Source organism: Rothia sp. HMSC078H08, assembly GCF_001808955.1.
GTDB lineage: Bacteria > Actinomycetota > Actinomycetes > Actinomycetales > Micrococcaceae > Rothia.
In genome coordinates this window covers 241,742-258,535 of sequence record NZ_KV795256.1, presented here as the reverse complement: position 1 = coordinate 258,535, position 16,794 = coordinate 241,742, and the positions used below count along the sequence as shown (strand labels likewise).

Annotated in this window: 10 protein-coding genes and 1 tRNA gene; 7 read left to right on the top strand and 4 right to left on the bottom strand. The window is 62.9% G+C overall.

Annotation, left to right across the window (positions count from 1 at the left end; genetic code table 11):
• Positions 1-246 precede the first annotated feature (246 nt).
• Positions 247-4,785 (bottom strand): ATP-dependent RNA helicase HrpA, encoded by a 4,539-nt coding sequence (hrpA, locus tag HMPREF2528_RS06445; protein WP_070543314.1) that lies wholly within the window; start codon positions 4,783-4,785, stop codon positions 247-249.
• Positions 4,786-5,070: 285 nt separating this feature from the next.
• Here hrpA and HMPREF2528_RS06440 point away from each other — a divergent pair, with 285 nt between their 5' ends.
• Positions 5,071-5,532 carry a helix-turn-helix domain-containing protein gene (locus HMPREF2528_RS06440; RefSeq protein ID WP_070543312.1) on the top strand — a complete coding sequence of 154 codons (462 nt, stop codon included), beginning with the start codon at positions 5,071-5,073 and terminating at the stop codon, positions 5,530-5,532.
• Between the two features lie 18 nt (positions 5,533-5,550).
• On the opposite strand, the gene HMPREF2528_RS06435 is transcribed toward HMPREF2528_RS06440, so the two are convergent.
• The 3 genes from HMPREF2528_RS06435 to HMPREF2528_RS06425 all read right to left on the bottom strand — a co-directional run bounded on the left by HMPREF2528_RS06435 (position 5,551) and on the right by HMPREF2528_RS06425 (position 8,036).
• Positions 5,551-6,705 (bottom strand): alpha/beta hydrolase, encoded by a 1,155-nt coding sequence (locus HMPREF2528_RS06435; RefSeq protein WP_070506691.1) that lies wholly within the window; start codon positions 6,703-6,705, stop codon positions 5,551-5,553.
• A 14-nt stretch (positions 6,706-6,719) separates the two neighbouring features.
• Positions 6,720-7,667 carry an NADP-dependent oxidoreductase gene (locus HMPREF2528_RS06430; RefSeq protein WP_070506687.1) on the bottom strand — a complete coding sequence of 316 codons (948 nt, stop codon included), beginning with the start codon at positions 7,665-7,667 and terminating at the stop codon, positions 6,720-6,722.
• A 295-nt stretch (positions 7,668-7,962) separates the two neighbouring features.
• Positions 7,963-8,036 (bottom strand) — tRNA-Arg (locus HMPREF2528_RS06425).
• Between the two features lie 74 nt (positions 8,037-8,110).
• Between HMPREF2528_RS06425 and argS the strand changes: the two genes are divergently transcribed.
• The 6 genes from argS to HMPREF2528_RS09280 all read left to right on the top strand — a co-directional run.
• Positions 8,111-9,775 carry an arginine--tRNA ligase gene (gene argS / locus HMPREF2528_RS06420; protein WP_070506685.1) on the top strand — a complete coding sequence of 555 codons (1,665 nt, stop codon included), beginning with the start codon at positions 8,111-8,113 and terminating at the stop codon, positions 9,773-9,775.
• 82 nt (positions 9,776-9,857) lie between these two features.
• Positions 9,858-11,378, top strand: a complete 1,521-nt coding sequence (gene lysA, locus HMPREF2528_RS06415; RefSeq protein WP_070506682.1) for a diaminopimelate decarboxylase — start codon at positions 9,858-9,860, stop codon at positions 11,376-11,378.
• 302 nt (positions 11,379-11,680) lie between these two features.
• Positions 11,681-12,970, top strand: a complete 1,290-nt coding sequence (locus HMPREF2528_RS06410; protein WP_070543310.1) for a homoserine dehydrogenase — start codon at positions 11,681-11,683, stop codon at positions 12,968-12,970.
• Positions 12,971-13,130: 160 nt separating this feature from the next.
• Entirely contained in the window at positions 13,131-14,231 is a 1,101-nt protein-coding gene (thrC, locus tag HMPREF2528_RS06405) for a threonine synthase (RefSeq protein WP_070543308.1), read from the top strand.
• 164 nt (positions 14,232-14,395) lie between these two features.
• Positions 14,396-15,364: a homoserine kinase gene (gene thrB, locus HMPREF2528_RS06400; protein ID WP_070543306.1), complete on the top strand. Its 969-nt coding sequence runs from the start codon at positions 14,396-14,398 to the stop codon at positions 15,362-15,364.
• Positions 15,365-15,857: 493 nt separating this feature from the next.
• A partial coding sequence (locus HMPREF2528_RS09280) for a Rho termination factor N-terminal domain-containing protein (protein ID WP_246823903.1) occupies positions 15,858-16,794 on the top strand: 937 nt, incomplete at its 3' end.

Here is a 16,794-nt window from a genome sequence, read left to right as displayed (position 1 = left end):
TCCGTGTGACACCCTGAGGGCGCTTCCGGAAAACACGGCTGCACCTGTAACGCAAGCAAAGAGCCCCCACACGAGGTGATCGTGTGGGGGCTCTTTGCCGTTCACAGCACAAGCTGAGGTGGGAACCTACCGCGGACAGGCGGTGTCGTCCGTAGCGACATCAGGGTGCCCGAGCTCTGCGAGGGCGGGTGCCCCTGTAGGAGCGAGGACGAACACCGCCATCCGCACAACCCGTACTCTCGCAAGCTAACGCTTGATAGCGTCTAGCGCCTCACGCTGAGCCTTCGCAATGCGCTTCTCAGACACCGTGTAGGCGGTACCGAGCTCCTGGGCGAAGAAGCTGACGCGCAGCTCCTCAATCATCCAGTTCACGCGGCGGAGCGCATCCGGCACGATGGTGCCTGCCGGTAGCGACTTGACCGCGTTATCGTAGGAATCCTCAAGATCCTGCACCGTGAGCATCAGCTGGTTGTCGCGGTGTAGGTTCGGGCCGAGCTTCGTCAGGCGCACCTGGGCGGCCTTCAGGTAACGCGGCAGGTGAACCAGCTGGTCGTAGCCGGTCTGCGCCACGAACCCGGGGTAGACCAGGTTCTCCATCTGAGCCTTCACGTCGGAGACGGCGTGCATGGTCGTCAGCGAGGTTGCCTTTTTGATTGCCTTCTTCAGCGCGGTGGCTTCGGAGAGGATTTCGGCGACGAGCTTGGTCACGTCGAAGACCGTCTCGATGAGTTCGGCGCGCACGTGCTCGTAGAGTTCGCTGTATTCGGCGTGCGTGAAGATGGGGGTGTGCGGCACGAGGTGGTCGAGCGCCGCGACGGTGCAGTCGCGAATGAGTTCGTCGATGGAGCCGTGCGGGTTCTGCGTGAAGACGATTTTCTCCTTGTGGGAGAGGTGTTCGCTCACGTAGCGCACGGGCGAGGGCACCTGCAGTTGGAGCAGGCGGATGATGCCGCGACGCTGCGCGTGCAGCTGCTCTGCTTCGGTGGGGAAGATGCGCAGACCCACGCTAGAGCCTTCGTCCACGAGGGCGGGGTAGCCGTTAACCGCCTGGGTCGCGATGATGCGCTGTACCTTGCGGGGGATGGCTCCGTCCGGGAACATGTCGGCGGGGAAGGCAGTGAGGCCGGTGACCTCGCGTACTCCGCCGGATGCACCCGCCTCGGCCTGGGTGCCCTTCGCCGGGTTCTTCGCGCCCTTTGCGCTGCCCGGACGAGCGGAGCCACCCGAGTTGCCCGAGCCGCCTGAGTTGCCTGATCCACCCTGCGCGAGCGCAACCATCTTCGCCATGGCCTCGTCGGATGCGCCGAGCGAGTCGGCGAGGGCGCTGCGAATCTCCTTGTGTAGCTGCTGCTGCAGGGCTCGCAGGTCCTTGCCCTCACCCAGGATTTTGTTGCGGGTGTTGCGCACCTGGAAGCCCATCTTCAGGTGCTCGGGCACGGCGTCCCAGTTGAAGGCTTCGGGTTCGACGACCACGCCGCGCAGGCGGCGCAGTACGAGCGCGAGGGAGGGGAGCAGCTCGTCGGTTGCGGGGGAGTAGTCTTCCTCGAGGGCGGCGCAGGCGGCGCGCGCCACGTCGGGTGCGGGCACGAAGTTGCGTCGAATCGCCTTGGGCAGCGACTTGATGAGCGCGGTCACGAGCTCGTGGCGCAGGCCGGGAATCTGCCAGCGGAACGGTTCGGGGCTCAGCTGGTTGAGGAAGAGAATCGGCACCTGCACGGCCACACCGTCGCGCTTGGCGGCTTCGGTGCGGGCGCCTCCTACACCTGCGGTGGGGGCGTATTCGTAGCGCAGGTCCAGGGTGAGTTCGCCGCTGTCGGTGCGCTGCACCCACTGGCGGGGGAACTGGGAGTCGTCGTAGTCGGCAGCTTCCTCGTTGATGAGCTTTTCGGGGTTGAAGTCCAGGTAGTTGTCGTCTTCGAGGCGTGCCTGCTTCCACCACTTGTCGAAGGCGCGCACGTCGGTGACGTGGGCGGGGATGCGGGCGTCGTAGAAGGCGAAGAGCACGGAGTCGTCCACGCGCAGGTCGCGGCGGCGCAGGCGTGCTTCGAGTTCTTCGACTTCGGCGAGGGCGCGCTGGTTGCGCAGGTAGAACTTGTGCTGGGTGTGCCATTGGCCTTCGACGAGGGCGGACTGGATGAACAGTTCGCGGGCTGCGGCGGCGTCCACGCGGGCGTACTGCACGGGGCGGTCGGCGTAGATGGTCAGGCCGAAGAGGGTGCCCTTGGCGTAGGCGACGGCCGCGCCAGAGCTGAGGGACCAGTGCGGTTCGGAGTATTGCACGCTGATGAGGTGCTTGCCGACCTCTTCGATCCACTGCGGTTCGATGGCGGCGTTGGTGCGCGCCCATAGGCGGGAGGTTTCGACGAGTTCGGCGGAGAGCACCCAGTCGGGCCCCTTCTTGAACAGGCCGGAGCCGGGGAAAATCGCGAACTTGGTGCCGCGCGCGCCGAGGTATTCGCGGGGGCCGCGAGTACGTCCCTTGGAGTCCTTCTCGCGTTCTTCTTTGACGCCCACGTGCGAGAGCAGGCCGGTGAGCAGGCTCTTGTGGATGTCTACCTCGTGCGCGGAGGCGTTAATATCGCGACCGCCGCTGGCGTGAATGTTGGCGGTTCGGCCCATTTCGCGCAGCTGGGCGAAGAGGTCCTGCCATTCGCGGATGCGCAGGTAGTTGATGAACTCGCGGTGGCACATCTTGCGCAGCTGCGAGGAAGAGAGCGCCGCCTGCTGCTCGTTGATGTAGTCCCAGAGCAGCAGGAAGGAGGAGAAATCGGAGGTGTCGTCGACGAAGCGGGCGTGCATCGCGTCGGCTTCTGCGCGCACGTCGGCGGGGCGTTCGCGCGGGTCCTGGATGGTCAGGGCGGCGGCGAGCACCATCATTTCCTTGGCGCAGTTGCGGCGGCCGCCCTCGATAATCATGCGGGCCAGGCGCGGGTCCACGGGGAAGGCCGCCATGGCTCGGCCGATGGCGGTGAGGGTTGCGCTGTTGTTACCGCCTCGTCCCTTGCGGCGGGTACGTTCGGTGAGCGCGCCGAGTTCGCGCAGCAGGTTCACGCCGTCGTTAATGGCGCGGGACGCGGGCGGTTGCACGAACGGGAAGCGCGAGATGTCGCCGGGTTCGCGCACCACGCCGATGGCGATCATCTGCAGGATGACGGCGGCGAGGTTGGTGCGCAGAATTTCGGGGTCGGTGAACTCGGGGCGCGAGTTGAAGTCTTCCTCGGAGTAGAGACGGATCGCGATACCGTCGCTGACGCGGCCGCATCGGCCCGAACGCTGGTTGGCGCTGGCCTGCGAGATACGTTCGATGGGCAGACGCTGCACCTTGGTGCGCGCCGAGTAACGCGAGATGCGAGCGGTACCGGTGTCGATGACGTACTTGATGCCGGGCACGGTCAGCGAGGTTTCGGCGACGTTCGTGGCGAGCACGATACGCGGCCGGGAACCGGGGGAGAACACGCGGTGCTGCTCGGCGAGCGAGAGGCGCGCGTACAGGGGCAGCACCTCGTAGTTCAGGCGCGGGGACTTGAGAACCATGGCCTCGATTGCGTCCTTGGCGTCACGGATTTCGCGCTCGCCGGAGAAGAAGATGAGGATATCTCCGGGTGCCTCCTTGGAGAGTTCCTTGATGGCGTCGAGAATCGCGTCGGTGGGGTCGCGGTCTTCGGCCACTTCCTCGTCATCCAGGTAGAGCTCGTCGCCTTCGAGGGGGCGGTAGCGGATTTCGACGGGGTAGGTGCGGCCGGAGACCTCGATGATGGGCGGCGCGTCGTCGGGCAGGATTGCTTCGGCAATTTCGCGTTCTTCGTCGTTGAGGTTCTCGTCGACGATTCCCTTACCCGGCACGTAGCTGGGGGAGAAATGGCGGGCGAAGCGCTCGGGGTCGATGGTCGCTGAGGTGATGATGACCTTCAGGTCCGGGCGCTGCGGCAGGATGCGCTTGAGGTAGCCGAGGATGAAGTCAATGTTCAGGCTGCGTTCGTGCGCCTCGTCAATGATGAGGGTCGAGTAGCGGCGCAGCAGCTTGTCGTTCTGAATTTCGGCGAGCAGAATACCGTCGGTCATGAGCTTGATGGCGCTGTGTTCGCCGACCTCGGAGGTGAATCGCACCTGGTAGCCGACGGTTTCGCCAATCTTCTGGCCGAGTTCTTCGGCGATGCGTTCGGCGACGGAGCGTGCGGCGAGGCGGCGCGGCTGGGTGTGGCCAATGAGGCCCTTCTCGCCCAGGCCGAGCTCGAGGCACATCTTGGGAATCTGGGTGGTCTTGCCGGAACCGGTTTCACCCGCGATGATGACGACCTGGTTGTCGCGGATAGCGTTCATGATGTCGTCGCGGCGTTCGCTGACGGGCAGCTCTTCGGGGTAGGTGATGACCTCGGGAATGAAGGGCTCGTAGCGGCGAGGTGCCGGGCGGTTCTGTTGCTGGTTACCCTTGTTACCGCCCTGCTGGTTGCCCTGCTTGCGGGCGCGGTTGGGACCGCCTGCGCGTCGGTTGGAGCGGGAGGCGTTGGAGTTGCGTTCGGAGGTGCCCCGGGAGGAGTTCTTGCGGTCTGCGTTATTCTTCTGGGCGCCGTTCTTCTGTGCACCCTTCTTCAGGGCGCCCTTCTTTGGGGCGCCGTTTTTTACCGCGTTGTTCTCAGTAGTTTTATCTGCGGTTTTTTCACCGGTTTTTTCGGAGGATCGTACCTTTGCCGCATGGATTGCGGCGGCCATGCTCGCCATGGTGGGGGCGGTGCGGGGGGCCTTAGAAGTATCTGCGTGTTTCTTCGTGGATTTCTGCTCAGACATATCCTATCCAGTGTACTCGCCTTGCCCGCGGTGAGCTTGGGGCGTGCTTTGTTTGTCATATTTGGGTTTGTCCGCGGGAACCCCGGGGTGGGTGGTGGTGGAATACTGACACCAGGAGAGCATTTAATGTACAATAAATGACATCAAATGCTATTAAGAGAGTTAATAATTATTCATCTGAATTTTATGCACCGTAGATGCGAATTAACTGCGCTTCTTAACTTTCTTTCGATAGTTTCGTTCAACTGCTACAGTGGTGAATAACACAGTAACGAAGGAGTGACTATGCCATCACCAAAGATGTACCCGGCAACACGTGTTGCAGTGTTGGATTGCTACGAAGACGGACAGCACGAAGAAATTCACCACCGCTGCGAAGAACTCTTCCAAGCCCTCGTTCACGCGAGTCTGCGCACCCACTTTGACCGCCTCAGTGCCGAAGAAACCCTCTACCTGGTCACCGGCGACGGCGAGCGCGTACAGATTTCTCCCGAAATGTACGGGCCCCTCACCTCCGTAGCGCGCGCATTCGCCGACCGCAAGGATGTCTGCGTGGTCCGCCAGGACCGCCTCATGACCACGCAGGAGGCAGCAGACTACCTGGGCGTATCCCGCCCGACCGTTGTTCGCCTGCTGGAGCGCGGAGATATTCCGTTCGAGCGCATTAACACGCACCGTCGCGTTGCTTTTGACGACCTCGAACGTTACCGCCTTGAGCACGAATACGTGAACCGCCGCGTTCGCTAACCTGTCGAACCGCTCAGGCTACACAGCGCGGTTGAGAAATCGCAGCATCTGCTGAACAATATCGGGGCTAAAACAGCGCGAATCCCCGTGTTCGGCATCCGGAACCAGCACCAAATCGGTAGGCACCTGCCGCGTGCGCAGCGCCTGATACACCCGCACCGATTGCTGGTACGGCACACACGAATCACTAATACCGTGCACGAGCATGAGGGGCGTGGCACCGCCGCTTGCACCCTGTGCTAAGGCACTTTCGACCCTTTTCACTCGTTTCAGGTTCACTCGCTTCTGGGGGCGTACCGCATCAATAGGATGCGCACGCTCCCAGTTCTTTTGGGCACGCTCGTTGCAGACACCCGGAACCGCCCGCTCACCCTTGGAAGCGTCGAGTGTAGACGCGTCTGCGGGGACCGGGTAGGTGCTTCCCAGTAGTCGCCATTCGGCGCCGTCATCCTCGGGGTGATCGAGAGCGTAGCCAGCCAGGGGACGATCGGTGAAGATGGTCCTCAAATCGCTGACCCCGTAAAACGAAGCCGCCGCAGCCACCTGCGAACTATGGGACGGGTAGGCGCTCGCCGCCCTGCCCTCAAAGTATTCGTCGTGCTCGGGCGCGCTCGCAGAATCCCCAAATGCGGAATCCTCAGATGCAGAGGCATCGGCGGCGGAATCTCCCGTATACGCAACCATCATGCTCAGGTGCCCGCCGGCGCTTCCGCCCGCTACCGCAATGCGTTGCGGGTCAATACCGAATTCGTGCGCGTTGGCGCGGAAGAAACGCACGGCCTCCTTCACATCGTGCAGGGCGCCCGGGAAGAGCGCCTGATGCGAATACCGGTAGTTGATGGACGCGACCGCCCAGCCTGCCTGCTGAAAAGCGGCGCGCATGAGCGCCTGGGTATTGGGCTGCTCCCCGCCAGGGGTGCGCAGGACGGTGTCGCGTAGGGCCTGGTTGGTGCCGAAGCGCCAGGCGCCACCGTGAACCCACACCAGCAGCGGCGCGGGGGAAGAGATATCCCCTGTCGCGGGGAAGAAATCGTAGGCGAACGCCTCGCGAGTTACCGGCGACTGCGCGCCGTAGTCGGGTAGTGAGTGGGCATCGTAAAAGCCCGCCTCGCGGTAAAAACCGGAGCGGTACTCGGTACTCTCAACGGTCGGCGTGCTCTCAGAAATTTGCATGAAGCAGCGCCGCGTTAGGGAACCAGTACGATCTTGCCGCGGGTGCGACCCGTCGCCACCAGGGCGTGAGCCTGCGCAGCCTGCGAAAAATCAAGCACCTGATCCACGTGCACCTTCAACAGGCCCAAGGACATGAGGCGGGCAATCTCCTGCATCTGCGTGCGGTCCGGGTGAACCGTCAGCCACTGCGCCTCGAAGCCGCGCTCACGCGCAACATCCAGCGGGTCGGGGCTGGTCAGAGTGACAATGCGGCCGCCGGGAACCAGCACCTCCAGCGAATCGAGGAAAGTCTGCTGACCGGTGGAATTGAGCACCACGTCCATGGTCTGGCCCAGTACGGCACGGAAATCCTCGGTGCGGTAATCAATAGGCTGGGCACCCAGCGAGCGCACAAACTCGTGGTTCGCCGCGGAGGCGGTCGCAAAAACCTGAGCGCCAGCCTGAGCCGCCAACTGAACGGCGAGATGACCGACACCTCCGGCACCGGCGTGAATGAGCACGCGCTCACCTTCCTTCAATCGCGCCACTTCGGAGAGCGCCTGGTATGCGGTCAGCGCCGCCAGGGGAGTGCCACCCAATTGCGCGCAGGGAACATCGGCGGGCACCTTCACCAGCTGATGCGCCGGGGCGAGAACATACTCGGCGTACGCACCGGCGGGGGAGGGGAAAGAAACAAGACCAAATACGCCGTCGCCCACCTTAAAACCCGTGTAGTCGCCGGCGGTAGCAACCACGGTGCCGGCAACATCCCAGCCGGGCACGAAGGGCTTGTACGACGGGTCGGCAAGCTGTGCGGCAGGGCCCAGACCCTTGCGGGTGGTCAGATCAATCGGGTTCACGCCGGCGGCAACCGTTTTGATGAGCACGTGACCGCGCACCGGCGAGGGGATAGGCACGTTTGCTTCGTGCAGAACGCTTTCGTCGCCCCATTCGGTGAGCTGAATCTGGCGCATGGTGGTCATCGGGTTACCTCCGCTGTTGTGGCTTGAAGCCGTGCTGATGTGACGGGTGTGCGCGTTTTCCCATTCTCTCAAGGCTGTTAGCGTTGCCACAACAGGGAAGCGGGTAGTGTCCACCCTCTGAGGTTGAAGTCTGAGGTTGAAGAGGGAGCTGGCGGGAACGGTCACCCGGCGCAGGCTTTATGCACAACAGGGTGAGCGGCTCAATAAAGTTGAGTTGTTAAATAAAAAGGAGCCGATACCCGAACAATACGCCTCGGATATCGGCTCCCGTGTTCCCTCTCGAATAAGAACATCGTGCCCCTGAAAGGATTCGAACCTTCGACCCCCAGTACCGGAAACTGGTGCTCTAATCCGCTGAGCTACAGAGGCAACCCACCTATGGTATCAGATAAGCACTAGATAAAGGGTCAGGCACCTGCCGAGGCTTGCTAGAATAGTTTGTTATGACTCCTGAAGAACTCTCCGAAGCCATTGCGCTTGCCCTTGAAGAAACCATTTCCTCCGGCCAGCTGACCCTCGTGGAGGGCGCTGAACTGCCCGCCGTCCGAGTGGAGCGCCCCAAGTCCCGCGAACACGGCGACTGGGCAACCAACGTCGCTCTGCAGCTCGCCAAGAAGGTGGGCAAGAACCCGCGTGAGGCAGCAGCTCTTCTGGCAGAGAAGATTGGCGCCATCGCCGGTGTTGCATCCGTAGATATTGCTGGCCCCGGCTTCCTGAACATCACCCTGGACGCCGCAGCTGCTGGTGAGCTTGCCGCCACCATCGTTGAGGCTGGCGAAGCATACGGCCGTAGCGACAAGTTCGCCGGTAAGACCATTAACCTTGAGTTCGTCTCCGCGAACCCCACCGGCCCCATCCACCTGGGCGGTACTCGCTGGGCTGCCGTCGGTGATGCGCTCGCCCGCGTCCTTGAGGCCGAGGGCGCTAACGTCGTGCGCGAATACTACTTCAACGACCACGGCACCCAGATTGACCGTTTCGTGCGCTCCCTGATTGCCGCTGCCCGCGGTGAGGAGACCCCCGAGGACGGCTACGCTGGCGCGTACATTGTTGACATTAAGGACCAGATTCTGGCTCAGCGCCCCGACGCGCTTGAGGCTGAGAACCCCGAAGAGATTTTCCGCGAAATCGGTACTCACCTGATGTTCGATCAGATTAAGGAGTCCCTGGCGGCATTCGGCACCCACTTCGACGTGTTCTTCCACGAGAACTCCGTGTTCGAAGGCGGCAAGGTGGACGCCCTGCTCGACGCTATGCGCGAGAACGGTCAGCTCTTCGAGGCTGACGGCGCATGGTGGATGCGCACCACCGACTACGGCGACGACAAGGACCGCGTGGTCATTAAGTCTGACGGTAACCACGCCTACGTGGCGGGTGATATCGCCTACTACCAGGACAAGATGACCCGTGCAGTAAACCCCGCTGACGTGGCGATTTATATGCTCGGCGCTGACCACAGCGGCTACGTGGGCCGTCTGAAGGCTATCGCCCAGATTCTTGGTTACCGCGCCGACCAGATTGAGGTCATGATCGGTCAGCTGGTGAACCTGGTCAAGGACGGCAAGCCCGTCCGCATGTCCAAGCGTGCTGGCACCGTGGTCACCCTCGAGGACCTGGTCGAAGCTGTTGGCGTTGACGCAGCCCGCTACGAGCTGACCCGCTACTCGGTGGACACCCCCATCGATATTGACCTGGGCCTGCTGACTTCCAAGAGCAACGAGAACCCGGTCTACTACGTGCAGTACGCTCACGCACGTACCGCCGCTGTGGCACGTAACGCTGCGGAGGCTGGCGTGAAGGTTGAGGACGGCGTGGACACCTCCCTGCTCGACTCGGCTGCTGACGGTGAGCTGCTGGCTGTACTCGGCCAGTTCCCCGCCGCTGTGCGTGATGCCGCGAAGTTCTACGAGCCGCACCGCGTGAACCGCTACCTGGAGCAGCTCGCTTCGGCGTACCACAGCTGGTACGGTGTCTCCCGCGTCGCCCCCAAGGCTGATGAAGAGGTCACCGACCTGCACCGTACCCGCCTGCTACTGAATAACGCAGCACAGCAGGTGCTGGCTAACGGCCTGAACCTGCTGGGTGTGAGCGCACCCGAGCGCATGTAATACTCTCATTTCAACCCCCGACCCGGTGCTACCGGGGCGGGGGTTGAACGTATGCCGGCAAGATAGCTAAGAAAGAGACACGATGAGCGAAGCCCGCGCCCTCTACGCCCCCGAATGGCTCACCTACCCCGAGCACCCCGAGACCCTGTCCCGCACCATCTGGACTGACTCCTTCACCCGCAATGAGCAGGGCGAGCTCTGCATTGATGGCGTGACCGTCAGCGACCTGGTTGATGAGCACGAAACCCCGCAGTACGTCTTCTCCGAGACGACCTTCCGTACCCGCGCCCGCGCCTACCGCACCGCTTTTGAGCAGGCTTTCGCCGCGCACGGTGCGAAGGTAAGCGTCTACTACGCCGGTAAGTCGTTCCTGTCCACTGCCGTGGCGCGCTGGGCGACCGAGGAGGGCCTGTGCCTGGATACCGCCTCCGGTGGTGAGTTGGCATTGGCTCTGCGCGCACAGGTGCCCGGTGCGAACATCGCCCTGCACGGTAACAACAAGTCGGAGGCTGAGATTGCCCGCGCGATCCGTAACGGCCTGGGCCGCGTGGTGGCTGACTCGGTGGACGAGCTCAAGCTCATTGAGCGCGTGTACGCCGAGCTTGCCGCCGAGCGTGTGGCGGAGGGCGAGGAACCCTACGCCCCGGTTCCGGTGCTGATTCGCATCACCCCCGGCGTGCATGCCTCGACCCACGAGTCCATTGCGACCGCACACGAGGATCAGAAGTTCGGCATGTCCCTGCAGCCCGGCACCGCCGCGCTTGCTGGTCTGGATGAGGAGGAGCTGGAGCACTGGGGTGTTGAGTCTACCGATTCTTACGCGGCTCTGGCTGCCGCGATTCTGAATGCGACCGATTCCCTGGATTTCTGCGGTATTCACTGCCATATTGGTTCGCAGATTTTTGAGGCGGAGGGCTTCGAGCAGGCGGCTACTACCGCCCTGGAGTTCATGAACCGCCTCAACCGTGACCTGGGCGTGACCCTGCCGGAGCTGGATTTGGGTGGCGGCTACGGCATCGGCTACACCGAGGCGGATCACCCCCGCTCCATTACCGAGGTGACCGAGTCGATTGCCGCTTCCGTCGCGGCGACCTGTGAGCGCCTGGGCATGGCGATTCCGCACATGTCGTTCGAGCCGGGCCGTTCCATTTCTGGTCCTTCGGGTGCGACCCTGTACACGGTCGGCACCATTAAGAACGTGAGCATTGAGGACGAGAACGGCGAGATTCGCGTGCGCCGCTACGTTTCGGTGGACGGCGGTATGAGTGATAACGCCCGCCCGGTGCTGTACGAATCGGATTATTCGGTGACCCTAGCGAATCGTGCCCCGGCGGGGGAGCAGGTGCTCTCTCGCGTGGTGGGTAAGCACTGCGAGTCTGGCGATGTGGTGGTGCGCTACTGCTACCTGCCTGCTGACCTGCAGGCTGGCGATATTCTGGCGGTTCCGGCGACCGGCGCGTACTGCTATGTGCTGGGTTCGAACTATAACTTCTTGACTCGCCCGCCGGTGATTGCCACCGCTGAGGGTCAGCCTTCGCGCGTGATGATTCGTCGTCAGCGTGAGGAGGATATGTTGGCGCTGGATATGGGTTCGGATATCTAAGAACCCTGTCTGACATCATGAAAAGCCGTGAAGTTCCCGTTTCTGCAATGGACGCCGTGAGGTGGCGGTTGCGGGCGGGGTCTTCACGGTTTTGTGCGTTCACAACATGGCAGAAGATAAGGTTCACCTCATAACTGTGAGGGATACCTCATCTCAGAGAGTAAAAGTCGCAGCTTGAGGCTGCTGAGCCGTCCCCGCCTCTTGATAAAGTGGTTGTTGAGTGCGTGCTCTGCGCCGCATCCACGCCGTAGCCCGAAGAGATACCGGGGCGAACCCGGAACAGACCGTAGAAAGAGACTATCGTGGCTGAAAAGATCAAAGTAGCACTGCTTGGTGCCGGTAATGTCGGTTCCCAGGCTGCTCGCATCCTGGTCGAGGATAACGCCGTCCTTGAAAAGCGCATTGGCGCCCCCGTGGAGTTGATCGGTATTGCTGTGCGCGATACTAATGCATCCCGCCACTGGAATGCGGACCCCTCGCTGTACACCACTGACGCTGAATCCCTGATTGATTCGGCGGATGTGGTCATCGAGCTGACCGGCGGTATTGAGCCGGCTCGCACTCGCATTCTGCGTGCTCTGAAGGCGGGCAAGTCCGTGGTTTCCGGTAACAAGGCGCTGCTGGCTAAACACGGTGTGGAGCTGCAGGCTGCCGCTGATGAGTCCGGCGCTCAGCTCTCTTACGAGGCTGCTGTTGCGGGTGCTATCCCGATTCTGCGCCCCCTGCGTGACTCCCTGGCTGGTGACCGTGTGACCCGCGTTCTGGGCATCATGAACGGCACCACCAACTACATTCTTGACCAGATGGACACCACCGGCGCATCCTTCTCGGACGCGCTGGCTGAGGCTCAGAAGCTCGGCTACGCGGAGGCTGACCCGACCGCTGACGTTGAGGGCCACGATGCCGCGTCGAAGGCTGCGATTGTTGCTTCGCTGGCGTTCCACTCGACTTTCACTATTGATGATGTGCACACCGAGGGCATTACTTCCATCACCGCTGATGATGTTGCTGCCGCGGATGCTGACGGTTACGTCATCAAGCTGCTGGCCATTTGTGAGCGTGAGGGTGAGAACGGCGCTAACATTCGTGTGAACCCGACCCTGATTCCGCGTCAGCACCCGCTGGCCGGCGTGCACGGTGCGTTCAACGCCGTGTTCGTCGAGGCTGAGAACGCCGGTGAGCTGATGTTCTACGGTCCCGGTGCGGGTGGCGCTCCTACTGCTTCGGCTGTTCTGGGTGACTTCGTGTCCCTGGCTCGTCGCCTCGTGCTGGGCGGCCCCGGTGTTCCCGAGACCTCCCACGCTCAGCTGCACGCAACCAGCCTGGACAACGTGATTTCTCGCTACTCGGTGGGCGTTCTGGTGGAGGACCGTCTGGGTGTTCTGGCGAACATTACCCGCATCCTGGCCGAGCACGGCATTTCGGTGGATTCGCTGCGTCAGTCCGCCCCGAAGGAGGGTGTGGCTCAGATTCGCATGGTGACCCACTCCGCGAAGGACTCCGACCTGCGCCGCGCCATCGCCGTGATTGACGCGCTCGATACGGTGCGTGAGGTGAACTCCGTGATTCGCGTGGAGTCCGAGAAGCACTAGGTGCACGTCGAGAGACTATCCAATCCCGCGGCCTGATGCGCCGCACTAAACCTGCGAGGGCAACCCGCGAGGCCCCTCGCTCACTGACGAACTCGCGTACCCGCTACCGGGGTCACAGGACCCCGACGGGCGGTGCGCCTCAAGATTAAAGGAGAAGCCAATGGCACACGTGTGGCAGGGCGTTATCAAGGAATACCGTGACCGTCTGCCCTTCGGTGAGGACGTTCAGGTCGTGACTCTGGGTGAGGGTGGCACCCCGCTGATTCACGCCCCGGCGCTGTCCGCCGAGACCGGCAACACCGTTTACCTGAAGTTCGAGGGTATGAACCCGACCGGTTCCTTCAAGGACCGCGGCATGACCAGCGCCATGACCGCCGCTAAGCGTGACGGCGCGAAGGCAGTGGTGTGCGCTTCGACCGGTAACACCTCCGCTTCCGCCGCAGCCTACGCGCTGCAGGCCGGCCTGCGCTGTGCAGTGCTGGTTCCGGACGGCAAGATTTCCATGGGTAAGCTCTCCCAGGCGATTGCTCACGGTGCCGACATCATTCAGATTGACGGCAACTTCGACAACTGCCTGGAGATTGCTCGCAAGCTCAGCGAGAACTACCCCGTGTTCCTGGTGAACTCGGTGAACCCCTACCGTATCGAGGGTCAGAAGACCGGTTCCTTCGAGGTCGTCGACACCCTGGGCGACGCCCCCGACTACCACATGCTGCCGGTCGGCAACGCCGGTAACATCACCGCGTACTGGAAGGGCTACAAGGAGTACTCCGAGCCCTACACCAACCGTGACGGCAAGGTACTGGAGCCCGTGGCCACCAAGCGCCCGATCATGTGGGGCTTCCAGGCCGCCGGTGCCGCCCCGATCGTGGCGGGTCACCCCATCGAGAACCCCGAGACCATCGCAACTGCGATCCGCATCGGTAACCCCGCTTCGTGGGAGAAGGCCGAGGCCGCCCGCGACGAGTCCGGCGGCGTGATTGAGGCCGTGACCGACGAGGAGATTCTCGAGGCGCACCGCTGGCTGTCCTCGCGCGAGGGCGTGTTCGTGGAGCCTGCTTCGGCTGCTGGCGTTGCGGGTCTGCTGAAGAAGCACCGCGCGGGTGAGGCCCCCGAGGGTAAGACCATCGTCATCACCGTGACCGGCCACGGCCTGAAGGACCCGCAGTGGGCCCTGGAGGCAGTGAACGGCGTGAAGGTCGAGCCGACCAAGGCTCCCTTCGACGTGGTTGCTGTGGCAAATATTCTCGATTTGCACTAGCCTATTCGTACTACGAGGTGCACTCCGTCCCGGTTTTCGGGGCGGGGTGCACCTGCATGATGGCGGGTATCCGTACCCCGTCACCACCCATTGTTATGGCGGATGTGCGGATCATCAGCATCCCGCTCGCTCACTCCGTCACCGATCGCGAGGTACCTCTTCACATGTCTTCCCTGAACCTTTCTGATATTCCCGTGGGCGCATCCGTCACCGTGCGCGTGCCCGCCACGAGCGCCAATTTGGGTCCCGGCTACGACAGCTTGGGCCTGGGCCTGGGATTCTACGATGAGCTGAGGGTTGAGCGCATCGAGTCCGGCCTGGAATTTGAGCTGACGGGTGAGGGTAGCGCCGAGGTTCCGCGCAACGAAAACCACCTGGTGGTTCGCGCCATGAAGGCGGCTTTTGAGGCGGCCGGCCTGGAGGAGCTGCCCCCGCTGAAGCTGATTGCGGATAACAAGATTCCGCACTCGCGCGGCATGGGCTCTTCGGCCTCCGCGATTGTTGTCGGCGTGGCGGCCGCCAGCGCGCTGCTGCCCGAGGAGCACCGCCTGGACCGCGAGCGTATGCTGCAGGTCGCCTCCGATATGGAGGGTCACCCCGATAACGTGGCTCCGGCGATTTACGGTAACCTCTCGGTGTCCTGGGGACAGCTGGGGGAGTGGCACTCCCTGATTATTCCGGTGCACCCGCAGGTGCGTCCGGTCGTGGCCGTGCCCGACTACGAGGTGTCCACAAAGCTAGCCCGTTCCCTGATTCCCGCGGAGATTCCTCACGCTCGGGCCGCCGCTAATTCGGCGCGTTCCGCGCTACTGGTGCGTTCGCTCTCGGATGCTCCCGAGTACCTCATGGATGCGACGGTGGACTACCTGCATCAGGGCTACCGTGTTCCCGCCATGGAGCCTTCGGCCGCCTTGGTTGCCTTCCTGCGCGAGCGCGGCCTGGCCGCCGTGATTTCGGGCGCTGGCCCGACCGTCCTGACCTTCGCCCGCGGTGATGAGCAGGTGCAGCAGGCCGCCGAGGCTATCGCCGAGTTCGAGGCGCAGAGCCCCGCGAGCGAGGTGGAGGGCCGTCGTCTGAAGTGGCGCGTGCTCCCTCTTGAAATTGATACTGAAGGTGTTATAGTTACTCAGTAGGACGTGTAACGTCCTATCGCGGGTTCTACCCGCCGTTCGACGACGACCGTAATTGACGCTTCCTCGCGGGTACGTTCTGTACCTCACCCCGCTTCACCCTTTTCCGGACCCTGTGCCCGGCCGGGTATCGGAGGGGAGCTTACCTTCTACAATGCCTCACCCACAGGGTGCCGACGTGAAGGGACGGTCTCGGTCACGGCGATTGAACCCTCCCAACCGTTCATTCTTGACCCGCCGGCCCCAGGCCCCAGGTGCAGGTCCGATGAATGAGGGATGCACGCATAATGATAGAGCGCCTTATCTTCCGTGTGTGCTCGCCGTGTCTGAATCGGCGGGTACGGTAAGAGACGCGAACCGCCTCCAGCGCGGTTCGAGGGAGTCAAAGGTGCAGGTCGCCGCGTTCTGCGGCGGCACAGGAACCTTTGACCGCGCTAAGCGCCCGCCCGATCTTTATTCTGAAGATTTTCAGGGCTTACAACCAAAGGAATTGTAGTTGGCAAAAAATATTGTTGTCACCGATGAGTTCGGCACGGCATCGGCCGCGCCGGAACTGGCAAATTTGAAGGTCGCGCAGCTGCGCGTCCTGGCTCAGCAGCTGGGTATTCGTGGCTACCTGAAGCTGAAGAAGGCGGAGCTGGTTCAGGCTCTGGAGGAGCACCAGCGTGGTGGCGCCGTAGCTGCCCCGGCCGCTCCGAAGGCCGAGACCCCCGCCGAGAAGACTTCCGAAAAACCCACCGCGAAGGCCGAGGAGAAGGCCGCTGAGGCCTCCGCTGAGGCTCCCGCCGAGGGCGAGAAGGACTCCGAGCCTGTTCAGAAGACTCGCCGTACCCGCCGTACCCGCGCTCAGAAGGATGCTGAGGCACAGGCCGAGAAGGCAGAAAAGAGCGAGTCCGAGGGCTCCGAAAAGTCTGAGAAGTCCGAGAAGCGCACCCGCTCTTCGCGTTACGAGACCCCCGCCCAGAAGCGTGCTCGCGCTCGCCGCGCCGCCGAGGGTCAGGAGGCCCCCGAGGCCTCCGAGAAGGGTGAGAAGTCGGAGAAGCCCGAGAAGCGCACCCGCCGTAGCCGCAAGGACGAGAAGCCCGCAGAGCTTCCCCCGCTGGATGTGCGCGCCGAGCTGGCTGCGGAGCGTATCTCTGAGCGTTCCGAGCCGGGCGATTCGGCTCCGAACTCCTCCGAGCTGAAAGCATCCACCGCCGATGGCACCGCAAGCCTGGACAGCCTGAACGCCGCCCTGGACATGACCTTCGGCGCCGTTGACGGCGAGAAGAGCTCCAAGCGCACCCGCACCCGCGAGCGTCGCCGCGATCAGGACGGCGAACGCACCGAACGCGCAGAGCGTACCGAGCGCCGTTCCAAGCGTGACCGTCAGGCCGAGCGCGCAGAGCGTAAGAACTCCGAGCGTACCGAGCGCCGTTCCAAGCGTGACCGTC

Bases quoted from the DNA above. Each gene is read 5' to 3' on its own strand.
- HMPREF2528_RS06430 (WP_070506687.1), bottom strand. From the start codon at position 7,667: ATGACCACCATGCGCCAGATTCAGCTCACCGAATGGGGCGACGAAAGC.
- lysA (WP_070506682.1), top strand. From the start codon at position 9,858: ATGAGCGAAGCCCGCGCCCTCTACGCCCCCGAATGGCTCACCTACCCC.
- thrB (WP_070543306.1), top strand. From the start codon at position 14,396: ATGTCTTCCCTGAACCTTTCTGATATTCCCGTGGGCGCATCCGTCACC.
- HMPREF2528_RS06435 (WP_070506691.1), bottom strand. From the start codon at position 6,705: ATGCAAATTTCTGAGAGCACGCCGACCGTTGAGAGTACCGAGTACCGC.
- HMPREF2528_RS06440 (WP_070543312.1), top strand. From the start codon at position 5,071: ATGCCATCACCAAAGATGTACCCGGCAACACGTGTTGCAGTGTTGGAT.
- thrC (WP_070543308.1), top strand. From the start codon at position 13,131: ATGGCACACGTGTGGCAGGGCGTTATCAAGGAATACCGTGACCGTCTG.
- argS (WP_070506685.1), top strand. From the start codon at position 8,111: ATGACTCCTGAAGAACTCTCCGAAGCCATTGCGCTTGCCCTTGAAGAA.
- hrpA (WP_070543314.1), bottom strand. From the start codon at position 4,785: ATGTCTGAGCAGAAATCCACGAAGAAACACGCAGATACTTCTAAGGCC.